The sequence below is a fragment of the Bacillus sp. LB7 genome, from assembly GCF_030449715.1.
Classification (GTDB): domain Bacteria; phylum Bacillota; class Bacilli; order Bacillales; family Bacillaceae; genus Bacillus; species Bacillus paralicheniformis.
The window spans coordinates 16,817-35,882 of sequence record NZ_JASGCA010000018.1 but is presented as its reverse complement, the minus strand read 5'-3'; the positions used below and the strand labels follow the sequence as shown (position 1 = coordinate 35,882).

Genomic DNA, 19,066 nt, shown 5'->3' with positions numbered 1-19,066 from the left:
TCCGGAAACCCACATGATATGAAAAAACATACCAACAAGGATTGGTATGTTTTTTCTTAGGAAATCCCTAATTAATGAATATTAGGTTTTCTAAAATTACTGCCCTTAACTTCAGCTACGTCATACACAGTGACAAAAGCATTTTTATCAACTTCATTAATGATTTCCTTTAATTTGGTGTCTTCTAAGCGATTGATGACACATGTGATTTCTTTGAACTTTTCGTGGGAAAAACCACCGTAAGCTTCTTTATATGTAGCACTTCGGCCCAATTGATCGCGAATTGTCTCCACCATCAACTCAGGTTCTGTTGTAATAATTTGAAAGGTTTTAGAACCGCTTAACCCTTCCTCGACAACATGAATGACTTTGGACGCAATGTAGTAGGCGATGACTGATAGCAATGCCCCTTGCAAGCCAAATACAGCAGAAACAAAAATAAACACAAAAAGGTTAAAGAATAGAATGAGATCGCTCGTTCCAAATGGCAATTTGCGCGATAACAGCACAGCAAGCATATCAATTCCGTCCAATGCTCCGCCATTACGCAGCGCCAGCCCCATTCCAAAACCAAGGATGATCCCTCCGACAACAGTGACTAACAAGGTGTCCCCTTCGATTATAGCCGGAGTGTGGTGCATAAAACTTGTCCCTGCTGCAAGTGATGCGATTCCGATAATCGATAATAACGCAAAGCTTTTCCCGATTTGCTTATATCCCAGCCAGACAAACGGGATGTTTAAAGCCGCGATAAGTATGCCAAGCGGCAAGTCAAACAGTTGTGAACCAACAATGCTGAGTCCTGTCACTCCGCCATCAGATACATTGTTTGGAATCAGCACTGTTTCCAATCCATATGCCGCTATGATTCCTCCGATCATGACCATTATAACTTTGAAAATCATTTTCGCTTTAAATTTCTTATGTTTTTCGATTTTATTCATGCCATTCCTCATTTCAAATTTTACGTTATATTTAAATATACCATAATAAATTTTTCAGTTAAAAAGTTCAGTCATGTCATTTTGGTAATTCCGGCTGCTGCAAAACCGCTCTTTGCCTTGAATTAAGGTATCCCTTTTAGACTTGGAACATTCGGTTACACCCCGTTTTAGCAACTGGTGAATAACAAATAAAGGCCCTAATATTTATGGACATTTCCAGCCAGGCAAAAGGATTGTCAGCAATCGAACGAAGCTTTTGGATTCTTCCCTCTCCAAGATGAATAAAACCTTAACTTTATTGGTTTTTTAAACCCCATTCACATAATCCTTCTAAAACCGGCAATAGTGATTCCGCTTTACCAGTGAGACTGTACTCGACCTTAGGGGGAACTTGAGGGTACTCTTTCCGTTTCACCAGACCATCTGCTTCCAATTCTTTAAGTTGTGAGCTCAATGTTTTATAAGTAATAGCCCCTATTTGTCTTTTCAGCTCATTAAAGCGAACCGGTTGATTTTCCGCGAGGAGGTAAATAATAACCATTTTCCATTTGCCGCCGATCACGGACAATGTGTAGCCAAAAGGTGTATCTTGAATATTTTTAACTTTGCCTTTATATTCAGCCATACTCATATTTACGCTCTCCTTTTGGATAGTACCTGTCATTAAAGTGCGTACTATTTTTTTGTTCGCGCTCATTTTATACTAACCTTACTTTGAAGTAAAGGAGACGATAACATGGCTAAAAAAACGATACGTCTGTTGATGCCGCAATGGCAAGGGGGAAACAATCCCAACTATTCTTTTGGAGCGGAACTGCTTGCTTGGCTGGCTCCTGAAAATGATCAGCCCCTTATTCATGTTCCGGTTCAAGCTTATGATGGGACTCCGCTTGAAAACGAAAACGGGATAAACGGGAGAAAACAACTGCTGGAACAATTGGAGGCTGCTCAGCATCTCATTCATGCTCATCAGCCGGATCGCATTGTCATGTTTGGCGGTGACTGCTTAGTCGAACAAGCACCATTTGCTTATTTAAACGAACGATACGGCGGGGACTTGGGTTTAATTTGGATTGATGCTCATAGCGATTTAGTTAGATATGTCGGATATGATAACGGTCATACATTACCGCTCGGAAATCTTTTGGGGGAAGGAGATGAGGAGTTCGCAAAACATGTGAAAATTCCTCTTAAACCTGAAAATGTCTTTATTGCGGGATTAGCAGCTCCTACAGAAGAAGAAACAAACGTGATATCAAAAGAACTTCAAAGACAGGGTATAGTTTTCACAGAACCAGACACTGAAGTGATTCAAAGACTTGGGATTAGAACTGCTGGAACTAAAGAGTTAATGACCAGTACCGAATCTATAAAAGAATGGATAAACGAAAGCAACATCAAGTATCTGGCAATACACCTTGATTTAGACGTGCTTGATCCGAAGGCGTTTCGTTCTTTATTATTCGCCAATCCTGAAGCACCTGTATATTTTTCTCCTGAGGGAACAATGCAAATGCCGCACCTGCTTCATCTTCTGAAAGAACTCTCTTCCGAAACGGATGTAGTTGGATTAGGTATAACCGAGCATTTGCCGTGGGATTCTATTCATTTGAAGAAATTGCTTAGTGAGATCCCCATTTTAAACCAATAATTTCATAAACGGGACAACAACAAAATCATGCAGTCGAAACTCTCCATAAATAAATACCAAGGGCTCATAAGCCCTTGGTATTCCTATGATCGGCCAAGAGACTTGAACTTCCGCAGGGCTGCGCCCCATTGCGTCCTCGACAAAGATGATTCGACCTTTTCACAATAGACAACTCTGCACGACATCAAAAAAGCAAACCATTCGGCCTGCCTTTTCATTTCCCGCTCGATCTTTAAGTTGCTGCATAAAAGACGGCTCTGATTTCGACCTTTAATTTCTGCATGGGGTTGAAGGTCTATATTTCATTTTCAAGCCTCTTTTTCATCACTGCCGCCAATTGCTCCGCATTGGGATCTCCTTCATTTTGCAATTGATCAATGATGTTCATATAGTCTGTATCATTTCGGTTCTGACTTAATTTATATGCAGCCTGAATGTCTTCCACCCGAACCTTAAACCCGACAATCGCTTTCAGTTGATTTTCTAATAGTTGAGGAGAAAGGTTAGCCCATAAAATTGGATGTTCTCGATGCTTTTCGTATTTTTCCATCATGACTGTTAATTCTTCTATTAATTCATCTCTCTCTAAAATGCTTGCTTGACCGTATATATGGACGGCTTGATAATTCCATGTTGGAACCTCTTCATGCCCATACCAGGAAGAAGAAATGTATGCGTGCGGTCCCTGAAACATAACAAGCACATCTTGACAGGTTTCAAAAGTTCTCCATTGCGGATTTCCATAAGCGACATGGCCGGTGATATAGTAATCATCACCTTTTTTATTGAACCCCAAGGGCAAATGAGTGGCAATTGGCTTCCCCTGTTCTGTCGTAACGATCGTGCCAAAAGAGTTTTTTTGGACAATATCCAAAACTTCATCAACATTTTCGACTTTAAAATATTTTGGAATATACATCATCATCCTCCTTTTAAAAAAGTTATAGGAGTGTTTTGGTCATGATAAAGTCCGTTTGCTCTTCATCACCCATATAAAAAGAGTGGGCACCGGTTTGCACAAACCCCATTTTCTTATAAAAAGCAATCGCATTTTCGTTTTTTTCCCATACGCCCAGCCAGATTTTCTTTTTATTCAGTTCCTTCGCCATTTCCAAAGCTTTATTGAACAGATATTTGCCAAGCCCATGTTTTTGAAACTCGTTCTTGATATAAATTCTCTCAATTTCAAGTGATTCATCACCCATTTTTTCAGTTTGGGCCTCATCAGTATTGACCTTTAAATATCCAGCGGCTTCATTGTTATAATAAACAAAAAAGAATTGCGAAGCGCTGTTGGACAGTTCTTTTTCTAATTGTTTTAAGTGAAACGCCTTTTCCAAATAGGCTTTCATATTTTCTGGAGAATTCTGATCCTTAAATGTCTCATTAAACGTTTCATAACTCATTTCTTGAAGTTTGAATAAGTCTTCAAGGGTGCACTTTTTTATCTGTACTGTCATTTCAATCTGCCGCTCCTTTATGCCGTCAATAATTTCTCTTGTTCCCCTTTTTCACGAACTCCCAGTCTTTTTCTACATTTTTTCTTACTCTTTGAAGAAGATTGAAGATGGTCTCCGCTTCCCCCTCGGAAAACCCCTCTAATGCCACGCGATTCGAATGATCATTTTCTCTTTTTATAAAAGGGAATACCTCATTCCCCTTTTCCGTCGGAAAGAGTTTTTTTATTTTTTTGTTATATTCATCATCTCTCCGTTCAATAAAGCCCTTCATTTCAAGTTTTTTTATAGCGCGGGCTGCGGTGGTCCGGTCTACTTTAATCATCTCAGCTAATTTCTCCTGAATGATTCCCGGGTTTTCGCATATTCGGACAAGGTACAAATATTGCCCTTTTGTCAGGTCATGTTCTTTAAATTCGATATTGCTTATAGAATCCAATGCCCGGGCAATCATTCCAATTTCACGAAGAATATCCTTCATCATAAACTCCTTTCGAATATGTTTTTGTTGCAAATGCAATATAAATGCCGTACATTAAATATATCGAAATTTTGTTGTATTTGCAATAAAAATAAAGAGGTCGATTAAAGTGAAATATGTTTTTTATGTATTCGGAATTTTAATCTTAACCTTTGGGATTGCTTTCACGATTCAATCAGATCTTGGCGTTTCACCTTTTGACGCACTTTTGGTGGGGCTGTCCATACATGCGGGTCTTACTGTGGGAAGTTGGGAAGTCATCATTGCTTTGCTATTGATAGGCTGCAATTCTTTTTTAAAAAGACAAAGACCGGAAGTTTCGGGGATGCTAACGGCGTTTATAACGGGTATCGGCATTGATATGTGGCTTTTTATGCTGCACTTTTTTGTAACACCAGAACAATGGTGGAGCAAAATGATTTGTTTTGGAATCGGCTTGGTTGTTACAGGATTAGGAACCGCGACATACTTATACACAAATTTTGCTCCGATGCCAATTGATCGATTCACATTCATCATAAAAGAATTAACGAGAACCAACATATTTGTTTCGAGAACCATCATTTACCTCGTCTTTTTGACAGCGGCCGTCATCTTAAAAGGACCGATTGGCATCGGAACTTTATTAACCGTTTGTTTAGGCGGACTGATCCTTCATTTTTTTATGCCGTTTGCTGGAAGAGTATTGGGGCGCTTAATAACAATTTCCAGTACATCACCAAATGATGATCAAGATAATACGTATTCAATATAAAATCTATTTTAAGTAAGCGGGCACAAGTAAATGAATAAAAAATACCAAGGGCCTCAAAACCCTTGGTTTTCCTCTGGTACGGCCGAGAGACTTCAACCACTCGGTCCCTTAGCGAATGCTTTTGATCAGCTGTAAAATCCCATTGTTTCAACCTTTTGATCTAAATGTCTTATGCTAGTTCTGAAAGTTTGCCATCTTCGATATACACCACACGGTCACATAAATCTAACATTCTTTTATCATGAGTCACCATTACAGCGGCTTTTTCTCTGGATTTCACTTCATCTGCTAACATTTTTACAATTTGCCGGCCCCGCTCTGAATCAAGACTCGCTGTCGGTTCATCCGCAAGAATAATCTCCGGGTCATTCATCCAGGCACGAGCGATTGCAACTCGTTGACGTTCTCCACCGGATAAACTTTGCGGATAACGATGAATACGATGTTTCAATCCAAGTTTTTCAAGCAGATCAACTGCTCTTTGTTTCGCTTCTTTATGATCATTTCCGGCCAGCTTTGAAATAAGCAACAACTGATCGTGAACTGTTAAATAAGGGATTAAATGAGATGATTGGAATACAAATCCGATTTTTTCCAATCTAATACGATTCAACTTTTTTTCAGTTAACTGGCTTATGTCGTTTTCATCAATCAGAATGCGGCCTGTTGTCGGAGAAAGCAATGCACCGGCAATTGAGAGGAACGTACTTTTACCAGACCCAGAAGGTCCGACCACAGCAACAAATTCCCCGGCTTTCACTTCTAAAGACACTTTATCAAGAACTTTTACAGATGAATCGCCATCTCCGAATACTTTATCGACATGATCAAAAATCAGTTTTTGACTCATTGTGCAGCACTCCCAATCGCTTCAATTGCATCAATTTTTGAAACCTTATATAGAGAAAGTAATGATCCTATCAGAGAAACAACCAGAAATAGACCTGAACAACTTAAAACCAATTGCGGTGTAAGATCAAATGGCATGTTGGTTGGTAATATAGCTGCTACACCATATGTTAATGCAATACTGATCAAGAGACTGATCAATGTTAACAATAAAACTTGTAAAACAATATGAAGCGCTAAATAACCGGTCGTTGCACCAATGGCTTTTAATATTCCAAATTGATTGATTTTCTGTATGGTCATCACATAAAAGAATACGGCTAACACAAAAGCTGCAATAATAAAGAGAAATGCAATCATCATGATAAGTGAGCCTTGCTCTTCAGCATAACCGGGAATACCTTTTAGAGCCTGGCTTTTGTCAATGATATCAACCCCTGTTACATTCTCGCCAATTTGCTCTGCGGTATCTTGACTTGTCTTTAATGCGATTGCATTAAAAAACAATTGTTGATTCGCAGAACGTTGATGAATATCTCCCCACTCTGTGAAGTTGATGTGAATCACAGGTGCGTGGCTGAATGATTCTCCTTTAGTAAACCCCACGATTTTAAACGTTTTACCAGAGAACTGCTCTTTTATATAGTCCCCCAATTTCAATCCATCTTCTTTTAACGAACGATCTGCAATGACTTCATTTTTGGTCTTGTTGTTAATCATACGGCCTTCGACAACATCAGGAGCCAAAAACCCTTTCATATCTACGGCAAAAAATGTTGCATCAACCTTCTTAGAAGACCCGTTCTGAGTAAATGTGGTCATCTGTATGCCTAAAGGCGCAGCCGATTTATTGTTGGTATTGTTTCGAATGTCTTTCAGTTTATCCTCAGACAATATTGAACGGACCAAGCGATTATCCGCTTCTTTTTGAATCACAAGATAGTCCGCATCCATCTTTTGAATTGAAGACGCATTATCAGAAGATAACCCTTTTGCAAGTCCTGAAACAAAAAGAACAAGCCATGCGATAAGCACCATGATGAACCCAATTAGAAAGTAACGCAACTTTGCGTATTTAATTTCTCGTAAAGCAAGAAACACCGTCTATTCCTCCAATCGATATCCTTTATTCTTAACAGCTTTATTGCCTTAGATAAAATATAGACGGGGAATATGAACAGAACATGAACGGCAAATTACATTACTCTTTAGGCAAGCAAATATGAAAAATTGTTCCTTTTCCTATTTGGCTTTCAACATAAATTTGCCCGTCGTGCAGCTCAATAATTTTTTTAGTAATAGCAAGCCCTAAACCGCTGCTGGCTTCTTTACGGCCCCTTGCCTTATCCGCTTTATAAAAGCGATTAAATATATAAGGCAAATCGTTTTGGGAAATACCAATGCCTGTATCCTTGAATTCTATGTGATATTCATCATCTTTTTGCATCAGCTTGATGGAAATGGAGCCGCCGTTTTCAGTAAATTTGATACTATTCACAAGAAGGTTCGTCCAAACTTGATGGAGCAATTGTTCATCCGCATAAATGAAAGCAGCAGGAAGCTCCAATTCCAAAGCTAAGTCTTTTTCACGCCAGCTCCATTCCGTCATAAATAACACTTGTTTAATTTGAGCAGCAACATCAAAGGTGTTTTTACTCAATATTTCCTTCTCTTTATCCAAGGAAGCAAGTGTTAATAATTGCTTACTTAATTGCGACATGCGTCGGCTCTCTTTTTCGATAATGGACAAGTAATGTTGACGCTGGTCTTCAGATAATTTCTTCGATTGCAATGTCTGTGAGAAGCCTTGTATAGAAGCAAGCGGTGATTGAATTTCATGAGAAACGTTAGAAACAAATTCTTGACGCATGGCTTCCAGCTGCTCCAAATTTTTTGCCATGCGCGAAAAATGGTTGGTCAATTCACCGATTTCATCGCGCAATGTTGTGTTTAATTGAATATCGTATTTTCCTTCGGCGATTTGTTTTGTAGCTTGAGTTAACTTAGTGATTGGCTTCACAATGTAACGGGTGCTAACCAAAACTAAAAGAATGCTGATGAAAATGGTGAGAAGAAGGATCAACGCAAAAAAAATCCGTAACTCTCCAAATTGAAGTTCCGTATTAGGACGGAAAAAAAGGGCGTATTGATGACCATTGTCCGTAATTGGAATTCCAATCGTATTGATGAGTACGTTATCAAAAAATCCTGTAATAAAACCTTTTGAAGAAAATTGGGAAATACCGTGATATACATGACCATCTAATACAGATTGAATCACTTTATCGCTTAACTCTTTTTCTCTAAATGATCCGCCAAAAAAAGAACCCCGCCCCTGTTCATCGACTAAATAAATTTGATAACCTAAATCACCGATATTCCTTAAATAGCGATCAAGTCTGACATTTGGACTGCTTTCATAAAATGTCTTTACATCTTCAGCCATACGGGTTAATTTTTTGTCATTGTAAGGTTTAAGGTTGTATTGATAATATGCATTGGAAATGAAAAAAGCGGCCACACTGCTGAACATCATGACAACAATAGTAGTCAACACAATTTTTAAATAGAGTGTCCTCACTTTTTTGCCACCTCCAATTTATAACCGACACCTCGGATCGTTCTAATATTAAAATCATCGGTAGTGGAAAAACGGCTGCGCAGCCGTTTAATATGAACATCTACTGTTCGATCATCTCCATCAAAGTCCGCTCCCCAAATCAACTGGATTAATTCATCCCGTGTAAAAATTCTGTCTGGATAGCTTGCAAGCTGTGACAATAGTTCAAATTCTTTCATCGGCAGCATCAACAATTTATCGTTACAATGCACTTCATAACTTTTCCGGTCTATTACAGTATCATTGAGGCGAATTTTTTCGGAATTCACCATTTTATATCGACGCAGTAATGCTTTTATGCGAAATATTAATTCCGTCGGCTCGAAAGGTTTAGTTAAATAGTCATCCGTTCCGGCAGAAAAGCCTTTTTCCTTATCTGGCAACTGGTCTTTTGCTGTCAGCAGAATAACAGGAAAATCATAATATTTTCTGATTTCTTCACATAGTTGAAATCCATCCTTTTTGGGCATCATCACATCGACCACAGCTAAATGAACTTGCTTTTTCGCAAGAATGGAAGAAGCTTGTTCACCATCAAAAGCTTCAAAAACACCGTAGCCTTCGACTTGAAGGTAATGCCTGAGCAATTCAAGAATATGTTCATCATCATCGACAATGAGTATGTTAATCATTTGGAGACTCCTATCCAGTAAGAATATTGATTTAACAGTGAAGCTTCAAAAGCTCTTACGGGAGCTAACCATATGATATCGCAGTCACTGTTGTTTTTATTTTCGATAGTAAATCCATCATATACGTAAATAACCGTTAGTAAAACAGCGCTTTAAAATTTGTTGATGGCAAATTAAGGGGTACTTATTTTTTCGAAAAAAGGGCCTGTTACGAATTAGGCATCCCCCAAAAGTATAGAAATGAAATATGAACGGAGTATGAACATTAGGTTACATCATATTCATAAAGAGAGCTGATACCAGAAGCTAAAGCTGCAAGAGGGGGGTGGCAAGATACAACACACGCGCAATAAATACAAAAAACACCAAGGGTTCATAAACCTTGGTATTCCAATGATGTGGCCAATAAGTCTTAAACCTTCACTGGGTTTCCCTCAATAAAGCGGAGCCATATTTCCAGCCCCCTCATTTCAGGCATTGCTGTGCATTAGACTCATTTGTATCATTTCATGTACACTTTGGGTGCTAAATGGCCGCGAAAAATAGCCGTCATTTTGGAAATAAACGCCTGATTCAGCCTCAATGTTTATCTTCCGTTATTCAATCGATCTCTATTGATGTATATGCCATACCACATGTAAGCCATTTTGTCTTGGACTCCCGAATTGGTTTTCATAAAACAACTTGGCTTATCTTTTACCTTCACGAGACCATGCTACCACAGGAATGAGTAATAAGGATAAAATCCCTCCGATAAGTGATAATGTTAGATAACTTGAACCTGCCACAATCATTCCGGACAATGCTCCGCCGGCAGCTCCTGACAACGCAATCAAAACATCCACCGTACCTTGTGTTTTTGCCCGTGTGGCCGTTTCAGTTGAATCAACAATCAGCGCAGTCCCGCTTATCAAACCAAAATTCCACCCCAATCCAAGTAAAGAAAGAGCAATTACGATAAGAACCATAGAATCTCCTGGTGCAAATGCTGCTATTAAGCCTGCCAGAAGCAGCGTAGTTCCAGATGCAGTCGCCATTGCAGTACGTCCCAACTTATCAACAAGAACACCTGTAACCAGTGAAGGAAGATACATGGCGCCTATATGAAAACCAATAACAAGACCCACTGCACCCAAGTCATGTCCATGATGTCTCATATGAACCGGTGTCATTGTCATAATAGCGACCATTACAATTTGGGTAAGAACCATAACGGCTGCACCAACGATTACGCCTCTTTTGTTTTCTATGTGTTCAGTTGTTGTCAAATGGCCTTCATCACTTGGCTCTTGCTTGCTCGATTCGATTGTTCTTGCTATAACTAATGGATCTGGACGAAGCATGATGAAAAGGACAACGCTTGCTAAGATATATGCCGCCGCGGCTAAAATGAAAGGGCCCGCTAGTGACGGAACACTGATAGAATGGGCGAAATCCCCCATCACATTCACTAAATTCGGACCTGCCACCGCGCCAAATGTTGTCATAACCATCGTCACACTGACAGCAGTCGCCCGCTGCTTACGATTTGCTAGGTCAGTACCTGCATAACGAGCTTGTAAATTTGTCGCTGTCCCGGCACCGTAAATAAGCAATGAAGCAAATAACAAGAAAATACTATTTATGATTGCTGCAATGATGACGCCTATTGCTCCAAGTCCGCCAATCATAAAACCGGCTGAAAGACCTGCACGACGACCATAGCGTTGAGAAAGTCTGCCTACAAATAAGGCCGCCCCCGCTGATCCTAAAGTAAATAAAGCTGTCGGGACCCCTGCGTAAGCATCCGTTCCGAGCATTTGCTGAGCAATAAGGGCACCGACTGTGATTCCTGCCGCCAGCCCTGCACCCCCAAAAATTTGTGAAACACTTACAACGAATAATGTACGCTTGTATAACGTTTTTTGTTTTTCCGGGGATCCAATGTAGCTTTGCAATGAAGCTGATTGAACGTCTGACGGTTTTACACTTTCTTTGTGCAGCATAATCTAACCTGCCTTTCTTAGTAAACCTCCAACTAGATTTGAATCATCATAACACGCGCAAAAAAACCATACAATATTGCAATTGTATGGCGAACAATATTAGGCAAGATCATTTAGCAAGCGCCTAAGGATGATTAATCCTTTTTCAAGCTCTTCGAGCGTTTCTGGTGCACATACGGAAACCCTTACCGCCTTTTCCGGACAACTATTTCCAACGACGAAGCGTTCAGCCGCATAAACTTGCACACCATGTTCCGCAGCTAATTTTTCAAATTCAGCACCTGTAATTCCCCCCGGTAACAACAACCACCGAAAGATGCCTGTTTCAACACCTAAACACGTATAGTCCGCAAAGTATCGATTTACGATTTGGTTTCTGCGAATCGTTTGTTCACGATGCCCCTCAATTAAGACTTCAAATTGATTTGATACAATCGTGCGCGCAGCAAGTTCTGCTAATAGCGGAGAAACGGTTATATTTAAATTATAAAGCGCCCTCGAAACCGGCTCCTTAAATTGACACGGCACTGCAACATACGCCAGTCGCAGCCCCGGTGCCAATGATTTAGACAAACTTGCGATATGGATAACCTGTTCCGGCGCGAATGATGCAAGTGCTGGAAGTGGATTTTTGCCAAGAAGATGATACGATGCATCTTCAATAACAAACAGATTATACTTCTTTGCAATTTCTGCAATGATCTTTCGATTCTCTACAGACATAAAGGACGCTGTCGGATTATGATAATCCGGGATCAAATAAACGCCTGCAATGTTTTCATTTTTATAAGCATATTCAAGTGACTCCGGCTTCATTTCACCGTTCTCGGATTTTATCGGTACGATTTGCACACTTAGCATCGATGCAACAGTTTTTAATCCGGGATATGTATGATGATCAACACCAATGCGGTCTCCAGGCTTACAAAGACCCGCCAACGCGGCAGCGATCGCATTTTGTCCCCCATTTGCAAATAAAATGTGATCAACAGTAGTTTCAAAACCGCCTCTTCGGATTAGCTTTACAGCCGCGTCCTTTTGCCAAAGGCTTTCGCCCGCCCGGCCATAACCAAACCATTTTTCATAATCTGTCTCTTGCAGCATACTGCTCAAATGGAGCATGAGCGGCTCGTAAGAAGCATGATCCGGCAGTGTTGCGCCCATTTCAATGAGCTTTGGCTTTGTATCCTCAAGTAAATACGCATTCGATAACGCATCATACGATACAAATGTGCCGCTCCCAACAGTTGCACTTAACAATCCCTTTAACTCACACACTTTAAACACCTTTGAAATGGTACTCAAATTTAAATCCAAATAATCAGCCAGTTCCCGCTGAGGAGGAAGTTTTGTTCCAGGCAATAAAACTCCGTTTACGATATCCTGCTCCAATTGCCTTGCAAGTGCTTTGTAAATGGGCTTTTCAGTTTTATCAATCGATGGCTTCCAGCTCATCGGATAGTTTTCAAAAGAATTGATCGGCATGATACGCCATCCTTTTTTCACTCTATTATATGGTTGTGGTGTTTATAAAACAATTATCATTTATATTCTGAATCGGAAAGAAATGGCGGACTAGTTAGACGACGACTTGAAGTAAGTTGGAGTAAAACATTATGGGGCATAGGCGATTAATGGCATTTCAAATTTGTTCATCATAGGTACTAAATCGAATTCAACCCCTCGATCTCCCGGATAATAACACACTTGTTTTGTTGCACATTTTATTCCATCAGGTAATCTCATTATTTTTTCTAAGTCTTCAACATCCAAATTAGAAATACCAGACTTCTTTTTCCCCAGACTTTTATTTTTTCCAAGGTATCAATTGTTTCTTCAATAGCTGAGTATGGAAACTCTTTGATGATTTAGGATTATAATGAGCGCCATTATTTAAAAACATATGAATTTCTTTTCGAGATAGTTGTCCTACAGATGGATAGCTAACAGTCTGGGTGATATTTCTTTGTTGTGTCTGCGCTGTAGTAGAAGCTGCACTTACACTAGGAGCTAAAAACAAAGACAATATTGACATAATCTCAAAAGAGTGCAAGTTTATTTATAGAAGTATTAACCTAAGGAGCCAATAACAAATCATGACTAATGTTTCATTAATATATAAGGAATTTGGAGATCCGCTTCAAAAATTACAGCTATATACCGGAGAAAAGCTTCCTCTTCAGCCAAATGAAATTCTTGTCAAAATGATTGCCAGTCCAATTAATCCTTCAGATTTGCTTCCAATTAGAGGAGCCTATTCTCATAGAATTAAGCTGCCGGCTGTTGCAGGATATGATGGTGTGGGAATTGTTATCGATCAGGGCAAAGATGTATCACCATCACTGATTGGAAAAAGGGTTCTCCCTGTAAGAGGAGAGGGAACTTGGCAACAATATGTAACCACAAAAGCTGATTATGCAATAGAGCTGCCTCCATCAATAAGTGATCACGACGCCAGTCAACTGTATATCAATCCATTAACAGCCTGGCTAATTTGTACGGAATCATTGCGTGTTCAACCGAATGAAATTGTGTTAATGAATGGCGGAGGTACATCTATAGCAGGTTTGTTTGCGCAAATTTCTACTATACTGGGATTCCGTTTAATTGTCATTACAAGAAACAGCCGCAAGATAGAGAAACTTCGAAAACTTGGGGCATGGAGAGTTATCGACGCTTCCAACGGTTCTATATATGAACAGATTTCTGATGCTTGCGACATCGGTGTTGACCATGCAATTGACTCTGTGGGAGGAGAAAGCGGCGAACTGCTGGCGAGGGCGTTAAAACCTGAAGGGACGTTTGTCAGTTATGGTCTGTTGTCAGGTATACCAAACGATTGGAGAAAGCTTCACGAAGTATACCATGTGTCACCGCAATTATTCGCCTTAAGACTTTGGAACGAGAGACATTCCGTTTCTGAATATCGCAATCGCTTCTCGGAGGTAATTAAGCTTGTTGAGAGCGGAAGAATGGTCATCAATGCCCCAGAAAAAATATATGATTTTGGAGATTTTTATGATGCCTTGAAGCATTATGAACAGCCGGGTTTGAATGGGAAAATACTGTTGAAGTTTGCATGAAGGAGATGTAACCAAAAGAAAGAATAGGAAGTCGTTGTATTCGAAAAGAAAAATAAATAATTGATATACATTCCGCATATTGTCAATCCATTATGTTATACTGTAAACAACCTTTGAAGCGTTAAATCTTTTTCTATTACCTTTTACCACCTCCCTACTCGAACGTTGAGTAGGGTTTTTTGTTAAGCATTATACAGAGAACATAAAAAAACAGGCCCTATATAAAGAGCCTGTTTGTATAAATGATTGAAGATTAAGCAGTTTTTTGAACGTTAGCAGCTTGAGCTCCGCGAGGACCTTGCTCAACGTCAAATGTTACTTTTTGACCTTCGTCTAATGATTTGAATCCGTCACTTTGGATTGCAGAAAAGTGTACGAATACATCGTCTCCATCTTCACGTTCGATAAATCCAAAACCTTTTTCTGCATTAAACCATTTCACTGTACCTTGTTCCATTTTTGTTGCCTCCTAGTGCGTAATCGCACATTGTATTACTATCCTTGCCCAAAGTATCATCAAGACGAAAAGTCAATATTCATACTATCCTTTACACCGAACAAAAATAATTCTTCTTTATCATAGCAGGAAACGGAAATAATTGCAATTCATATTTTTGTTTTAAACATGGCATTATTAACTAAATATGGTTATTTATGCAGAAGCGGAGTCTCAATCATTCTGCATTGAATTTATAACAGGTCTAATAACCATCGTTTAAAAACACCGTGAATGAATCAGAGTGTCTTCAAACCTTACTTGTAATGTTTGTCCTCAAACAATCAATGCTCACGGACTAAATAAACCGATTCTCTAGGGGAGCACGGAGAGCGTTTGGCCCGATAAAGAGCCGGGTATAATTTTCATACGCCTTTGTATCCCGGCTGGCTCTGCTAATAAACATTTAATCGAGCTGGAAATCAGCTTCTCATTTCCAATAATTTTACAGAAGAATAGGAAAGATACTTGTTATATATGGTGGATGACGCAGGGACTTCAAAGGCAATAAAACGTTTTCTAGATCATCATAGGAGGGGAAACTTTAAAAAATGAATGACCAAAACCTAAAGACTTTGAGAAAACTGATTACACCTTTTGAAAAGTCCGATTTACAAAATAGTATTTCTCAAATCATTAACACATTGGTACCATTTTTCCTGTTATGGTGTTTGGCATATAAAAGCTTGTCGATTTCTTATTTCCTTACACTAGCGATTTCTCTCGTTGCGGCAGGTTTTTTAGTGAGAACTTTCATCATCTTTCATGATTGCTGCCACTATTCCTTTTTTAAAAACAAAAAGGCGAATCGAATCCTTGGAACAATTACAGGAATTCTGACTTTGCATCCTTTTGATCACTGGGGACGCGACCATTCTGTCCACCATGCAACAAGCAGCAACCTGGACAAACGCGGTACTGGTGATATCTGGGTACTGACCGTTGAAGAATATAAGGAAGCCTCAACTAAGACAAAAATCATGTACCGTTTGTACAGAAATCCGTTTGTTATGTTTATGATTGGGCCGATTTACGTCTTCGGGATAACCAATCGTTTTAATCGTAAAGGGGCAAAACGCAAAGAACGGATGAATACGTATGTAACGAACCTGGGAATCGTCGCGTTGACAGCACTTTTATGCTGGGCTATCGGCTGGCAAAACTTCCTGCTGGTTCAAGCGCCAATTTTTATGATATCGGGATCTCTCGGAATTTGGATGTTTTATATTCAGCATACGTTTGAGGATTCTTATTTTGAAAAAGATGAGCATTGGGAATATGTAAAAGCAGCAGTTGAAGGAAGCTCTTTTTATAAGCTTCCAAAAGTCATGCAATGGCTAACAGGCAACATCGGTTTCCATCATGTCCATCATTTAAGCCCGAGAGTCCCAAACTATAAGCTTGAAGAAGTGCATAACAACATTAAACCATTGCAAAACGTTCCGACCATTACACTTGCAACAAGTCTAAAGTCGTTAAAGTTCCGTCTATGGGATGAAGACAGCAAAAAATTTGTCGGTTTTAGCCACTTAAAAAAAACTTCTAAAAGCCAAATATCAGCGCACCTAAGAACGGATTAAATAAACTTCCCATCATTGATGATAAGCCTTGATATTATTGGTATGCGGACGAGAGGACTTGAACCTCCACGGGTTATTCATCCACTAGACCCTCAATAAAGTGGAAGCTTATCACGATTTGTGAAAGCTTGTTTTCACTGTATATTTTTACATAAATTTCATTGTTTTTAAGAATGATAGAAGGTATTTAAGGAAAACGGGCAAGAAAATCTCTTGAACTAAGATTTGCTAAGTATGTAAAACCTGCTTTAAATGATCTTCTGACATATGAAGAATTGGCTTGGGGAACTTTAGAAGGGCAAATTGCCAGCGCGCTTAATACCGGAATAAAAAACAGTACCGCGCGTAACCTTAATGAGAAATGCTATTACTTCTTTACACGAACACCTAGCACCTGACTTTAAAAGAAGAAATTTAGTTCTCTTAACACATGGTTTTCCAGAAGAACAAATTTCAAAATTCGACACACTTGATGTTGCTATGAAAAAAATAAACCCATCTAAAGAAGATTTTAGATAATAATTAGCCGAAATAAAAGGAATACTTCACTTTACGACTGAAGCAACTGAGGAAATAATTTTAGGGTACAAATCAGATGGAATATACCCAAAAATCACGCATTAAAATAAAGCAGGCCTATGCCTGCTTTAAAATTTAAATCCGTTCAAATTCTTTGACTTTGTTTCTTTCCCTTTATCCTTTTCATCATCGGGTGTTTTCCTATCAAGGCCTAAACGATCGTTCTCCTCACCATGAGGAATATATTGGAATTCCATCTAAAAGACCGTCGCCTCTTAGTAAATCACAATAACAATGATGATAAAATCTCTCAAGGAAACGTTCAGCAGCCGCTACCCCTGATTAAAGATGATCTGTTACCACACTGTTACGTTAGAACTTCCACTACTTTGATAACCCTCTGTCGCTAAAACTTGGTAAGACCAATTACTACCCAGATTCATTCCATGACTCTTCCATGCTTTAACATGATTGCTGAAAGTGATTTTAGCGTTGCTTCCAGTTGGTCTCTTCGTCTGGCGAACACTCCAGTACTGCGTGAAAGTAGTTTTGTCGCCATCAATGGAAGGTGCGTTATAACGTGTAGTTGTATATATGTCATATGTACCCCCATCACTGTATACAGTACCTTTATACGTTCCAGTAGGTCTATAAGTACCCCATGAATCCACTACATAATATTCTATGAGAGGTGATCTGGTCCAACCATATAAAGCCAAATATCCATTGCCATTCGGCGCCCAAACTCCGGCATTATAGTTTATTGTCCTAGATGGCGAACCTGTAGTCCAACCTTTACCAACAACGAAATTTCCGGTATTAGACCAATTAACACTGTAATTCCCTCCAGGCCCATTGACAGCGTTGACTGTTCCGCCGCCATCAGTCCAATTTTGCCAGTAGTCTGGGCTAGCTGCAGAGGCGGTTGCCGAAAACAAGCTAATACTCATTAAAGCTGCCGTTAATCCAACTAAGAAATTCCTTTTAAACTTAAACATATGTTACCTCCTATTAATATTTTTCTGACTTTGACATGAGGTAGCACTCCTATATATTTAAAACATTATTAATTGCAACGCCAAAGCCTTTGACCGTCCCCTTCAATATAATATCACGAATTGATGAGTGAATATTAATAATATCTGTAAATTAATTACAAAGACCTAAAAATTCACATTAAAAGTGTTCTTGTAACACCATAGCCTTATCCTCTTTTCGCGGAATCACAATTCTTGTTTCTAAATCTGATGGAGTAATATCTGCGGTTAATTCCCATTCGAACCATTTCGTATGAAGGAGATATACATTAGGGATTGTGAAGTTACGGGCGCCTTTTCCCAAACAAACAAAAAGAGACTGCTGACCGTTTAGATGACTTACAGTAACTGGAGTAAATGTGGAGTAAAAAAATAAATGAAAAAGAAACAAAAAAAATACCAAGGGCGTCAAAACCCTTGGTATTTCTGGTATGCGGCCGAGAGGACTTGAACCTCCACGGGGTTTCCCTCAATAAAGTGGAGCCATGTTTCCAGTCCGCTTCTCATTTCAACATTGCTGTGTATTACACTCATTTGCATCATTTCACCTACACTTTGGGCGCAAAATGGTCGCGAGAAATATCCGTTTTTTCGGAAAAAATATATGATTTAGACCATTTGTTTATCTTCCGTTATGCAACTCGATCTCTATTGCTGTACATGCCATACCACATGTCAGCCATTTTGTCTTGAACTCCCGAATTGGGTTGGGACCCGGATTTACTGTTTTCATAAAACAACCTGGCTTACCTTTTATCTTCTCGAGACCATGCCACCACAGGAATGAGTAATAAGGATAAAATCCCTCCGATAAGTGATAATGTTAGATAACTTGAACCTGCCACAATCATTCCGGACAATGCTCCGCCAGCAGCTCCTGACAACACAATCAGAACATCCACCGTACCTTGAGTTTTCGCCCGTGTGGCCGTTTCAGTTGAATCAACAATCAGTGCAGTCCCACTTATCTTGAAAGTC

General features: G+C 39.4%; 17 protein-coding genes and 1 pseudogene. 4 read left to right on the top strand and 14 right to left on the bottom strand.

From position 1 onward, the window contains the following. Window positions 1–71: 71 nt before the first annotated feature. Window positions 72–944: a YitT family protein gene (locus tag QMZ64_RS18865; RefSeq protein ID WP_025810048.1), complete on the bottom strand. Its 873-nt coding sequence runs from the start codon at window positions 942–944 to the stop codon at window positions 72–74. Window positions 945–1,239: 295 nt separating this feature from the next. After that, window positions 1,240–1,575 carry a winged helix-turn-helix transcriptional regulator gene (locus QMZ64_RS18860; RefSeq protein WP_065643224.1) on the bottom strand — a complete coding sequence of 112 codons (336 nt, stop codon included), beginning with the start codon at window positions 1,573–1,575 and terminating at the stop codon, window positions 1,240–1,242. 105 nt (window positions 1,576–1,680) lie between these two features. Here QMZ64_RS18860 and QMZ64_RS18855 point away from each other — a divergent pair, with 105 nt between their 5' ends. Beyond that, the gene (locus QMZ64_RS18855; RefSeq protein WP_265627767.1) at window positions 1,681–2,595 is read left to right on the top strand and encodes an arginase family protein; all 915 of its coding nucleotides are present in this window, start codon (window positions 1,681–1,683) and stop codon (window positions 2,593–2,595) included. Window positions 2,596–2,890: 295 nt separating this feature from the next. Here QMZ64_RS18855 and QMZ64_RS18850 read toward each other — a convergent pair whose 3' ends face one another. Genes QMZ64_RS18850 through QMZ64_RS18840 form a run of 3 tightly spaced genes read right to left on the bottom strand, consistent with a single transcriptional unit; the run spans window position 2,891 to window position 4,533 of the window. After that, window positions 2,891–3,514: an FMN-binding negative transcriptional regulator gene (locus QMZ64_RS18850; RefSeq protein WP_265627768.1), complete on the bottom strand. Its 624-nt coding sequence runs from the start codon at window positions 3,512–3,514 to the stop codon at window positions 2,891–2,893. A 22-nt stretch (window positions 3,515–3,536) separates the two neighbouring features. Next, a complete protein-coding gene (gene paiA, locus QMZ64_RS18845; protein ID WP_265627769.1) occupies window positions 3,537–4,055 on the bottom strand; it encodes a spermidine/spermine N(1)-acetyltransferase in 519 nt (172 codons plus the stop codon). 25 nt (window positions 4,056–4,080) lie between these two features. Continuing rightward, the gene (locus tag QMZ64_RS18840) at window positions 4,081–4,533 is read right to left on the bottom strand and encodes a MarR family winged helix-turn-helix transcriptional regulator (protein ID WP_243944282.1); all 453 of its coding nucleotides are present in this window, start codon (window positions 4,531–4,533) and stop codon (window positions 4,081–4,083) included. A 109-nt stretch (window positions 4,534–4,642) separates the two neighbouring features. Between QMZ64_RS18840 and QMZ64_RS18835 the strand changes: the two genes are divergently transcribed. Beyond that, window positions 4,643–5,287: a YczE/YyaS/YitT family protein gene (locus QMZ64_RS18835; protein ID WP_265627770.1), complete on the top strand. Its 645-nt coding sequence runs from the start codon at window positions 4,643–4,645 to the stop codon at window positions 5,285–5,287. Between the two features lie 169 nt (window positions 5,288–5,456). Here QMZ64_RS18835 and QMZ64_RS18830 read toward each other — a convergent pair whose 3' ends face one another. From QMZ64_RS18830 to QMZ64_RS18805, 6 genes are all read right to left on the bottom strand, one after another. After that, complete coding sequence (locus tag QMZ64_RS18830; RefSeq protein ID WP_243944279.1) at window positions 5,457–6,137, bottom strand: ABC transporter ATP-binding protein; 681 nt, start codon at window positions 6,135–6,137, stop codon at window positions 5,457–5,459. After that, entirely contained in the window at window positions 6,134–7,237 is a 1,104-nt protein-coding gene (locus QMZ64_RS18825; protein ID WP_265627771.1) for an ABC transporter permease, read from the bottom strand. The genes QMZ64_RS18830 and QMZ64_RS18825 overlap by 4 nt, the downstream gene beginning before the upstream one ends. Before the next feature lie 100 nt (window positions 7,238–7,337). Next, complete coding sequence (locus tag QMZ64_RS18820) at window positions 7,338–8,717, bottom strand: sensor histidine kinase (protein WP_265627772.1); 1,380 nt, start codon at window positions 8,715–8,717, stop codon at window positions 7,338–7,340. After that, window positions 8,714–9,388, bottom strand: a complete 675-nt coding sequence (locus QMZ64_RS18815) for a response regulator transcription factor (RefSeq protein WP_265627773.1) — start codon at window positions 9,386–9,388, stop codon at window positions 8,714–8,716. Before QMZ64_RS18815 ends, QMZ64_RS18820 begins: the two co-directional genes overlap by 4 nt. A gap of 689 nt (window positions 9,389–10,077) precedes the next feature. Continuing rightward, window positions 10,078–11,376, bottom strand: a complete 1,299-nt coding sequence (locus QMZ64_RS18810; protein WP_265627856.1) for an MFS transporter — start codon at window positions 11,374–11,376, stop codon at window positions 10,078–10,080. A gap of 96 nt (window positions 11,377–11,472) precedes the next feature. Continuing rightward, the gene (locus QMZ64_RS18805; RefSeq protein ID WP_265627774.1) at window positions 11,473–12,858 is read right to left on the bottom strand and encodes an aminotransferase-like domain-containing protein; all 1,386 of its coding nucleotides are present in this window, start codon (window positions 12,856–12,858) and stop codon (window positions 11,473–11,475) included. 611 nt (window positions 12,859–13,469) lie between these two features. On the opposite strand from QMZ64_RS18805, the gene QMZ64_RS18800 reads away from it, so the two are divergent. Next, a complete protein-coding gene (locus QMZ64_RS18800) occupies window positions 13,470–14,456 on the top strand; it encodes a zinc-dependent alcohol dehydrogenase family protein (protein ID WP_265627775.1) in 987 nt (328 codons plus the stop codon). A 253-nt stretch (window positions 14,457–14,709) separates the two neighbouring features. Here the strand turns inward: QMZ64_RS18800 and cspC are convergent, their stop codons facing one another. Next, window positions 14,710–14,913 carry a cold shock protein CspC gene (cspC, locus tag QMZ64_RS18795; RefSeq protein ID WP_065643234.1) on the bottom strand — a complete coding sequence of 68 codons (204 nt, stop codon included), beginning with the start codon at window positions 14,911–14,913 and terminating at the stop codon, window positions 14,710–14,712. Between the two features lie 590 nt (window positions 14,914–15,503). Between cspC and desA the strand changes: the two genes are divergently transcribed. Then, on the top strand, window positions 15,504–16,532 hold the full coding sequence (gene desA / locus QMZ64_RS18790) for a Delta(5) desaturase DesA (protein WP_265627776.1): 1,029 nt from the start codon (window positions 15,504–15,506) through the stop codon (window positions 16,530–16,532). Between the two features lie 875 nt (window positions 16,533–17,407). Here desA and QMZ64_RS18785 read toward each other — a convergent pair. Both QMZ64_RS18785 and QMZ64_RS18780 read right to left on the bottom strand, forming a co-directional pair. Continuing rightward, complete coding sequence (locus QMZ64_RS18785; protein ID WP_265627777.1) at window positions 17,408–18,049, bottom strand: glycoside hydrolase family 11 protein; 642 nt, start codon at window positions 18,047–18,049, stop codon at window positions 17,408–17,410. Window positions 18,050–18,834: 785 nt separating this feature from the next. Next, window positions 18,835–19,056: pseudogene (locus tag QMZ64_RS18780) on the bottom strand (MFS transporter); the annotation flags it as partial. Window positions 19,057–19,066 lie beyond the last annotated feature (10 nt).

Excerpts from the sequence above, each read along its gene's own strand:
- QMZ64_RS18865 (WP_025810048.1), bottom strand. The coding sequence starts at position 944 with ATGAATAAAATCGAAAAACATAAGAAATTTAAAGCGAAAATGATTTTC.
- QMZ64_RS18860 (WP_065643224.1), bottom strand. The coding sequence starts at position 1,575 with ATGAGTATGGCTGAATATAAAGGCAAAGTTAAAAATATTCAAGATACA.
- QMZ64_RS18855 (WP_265627767.1), top strand. The coding sequence starts at position 1,681 with ATGGCTAAAAAAACGATACGTCTGTTGATGCCGCAATGGCAAGGGGGA.
- QMZ64_RS18850 (WP_265627768.1), bottom strand. The coding sequence starts at position 3,514 with ATGTATATTCCAAAATATTTTAAAGTCGAAAATGTTGATGAAGTTTTG.
- paiA (WP_265627769.1), bottom strand. The coding sequence starts at position 4,055 with ATGACAGTACAGATAAAAAAGTGCACCCTTGAAGACTTATTCAAACTT.
- QMZ64_RS18840 (WP_243944282.1), bottom strand. The coding sequence starts at position 4,533 with ATGAAGGATATTCTTCGTGAAATTGGAATGATTGCCCGGGCATTGGAT.
- QMZ64_RS18830 (WP_243944279.1), bottom strand. The coding sequence starts at position 6,137 with ATGAGTCAAAAACTGATTTTTGATCATGTCGATAAAGTATTCGGAGAT.
- QMZ64_RS18815 (WP_265627773.1), bottom strand. The coding sequence starts at position 9,388 with ATGATTAACATACTCATTGTCGATGATGATGAACATATTCTTGAATTG.
- QMZ64_RS18805 (WP_265627774.1), bottom strand. The coding sequence starts at position 12,858 with ATGCCGATCAATTCTTTTGAAAACTATCCGATGAGCTGGAAGCCATCG.
- QMZ64_RS18800 (WP_265627775.1), top strand. The coding sequence starts at position 13,470 with ATGACTAATGTTTCATTAATATATAAGGAATTTGGAGATCCGCTTCAA.
- cspC (WP_065643234.1), bottom strand. The coding sequence starts at position 14,913 with ATGGAACAAGGTACAGTGAAATGGTTTAATGCAGAAAAAGGTTTTGGA.
- desA (WP_265627776.1), top strand. The coding sequence starts at position 15,504 with ATGAATGACCAAAACCTAAAGACTTTGAGAAAACTGATTACACCTTTT.
- QMZ64_RS18785 (WP_265627777.1), bottom strand. The coding sequence starts at position 18,049 with ATGTTTAAGTTTAAAAGGAATTTCTTAGTTGGATTAACGGCAGCTTTA.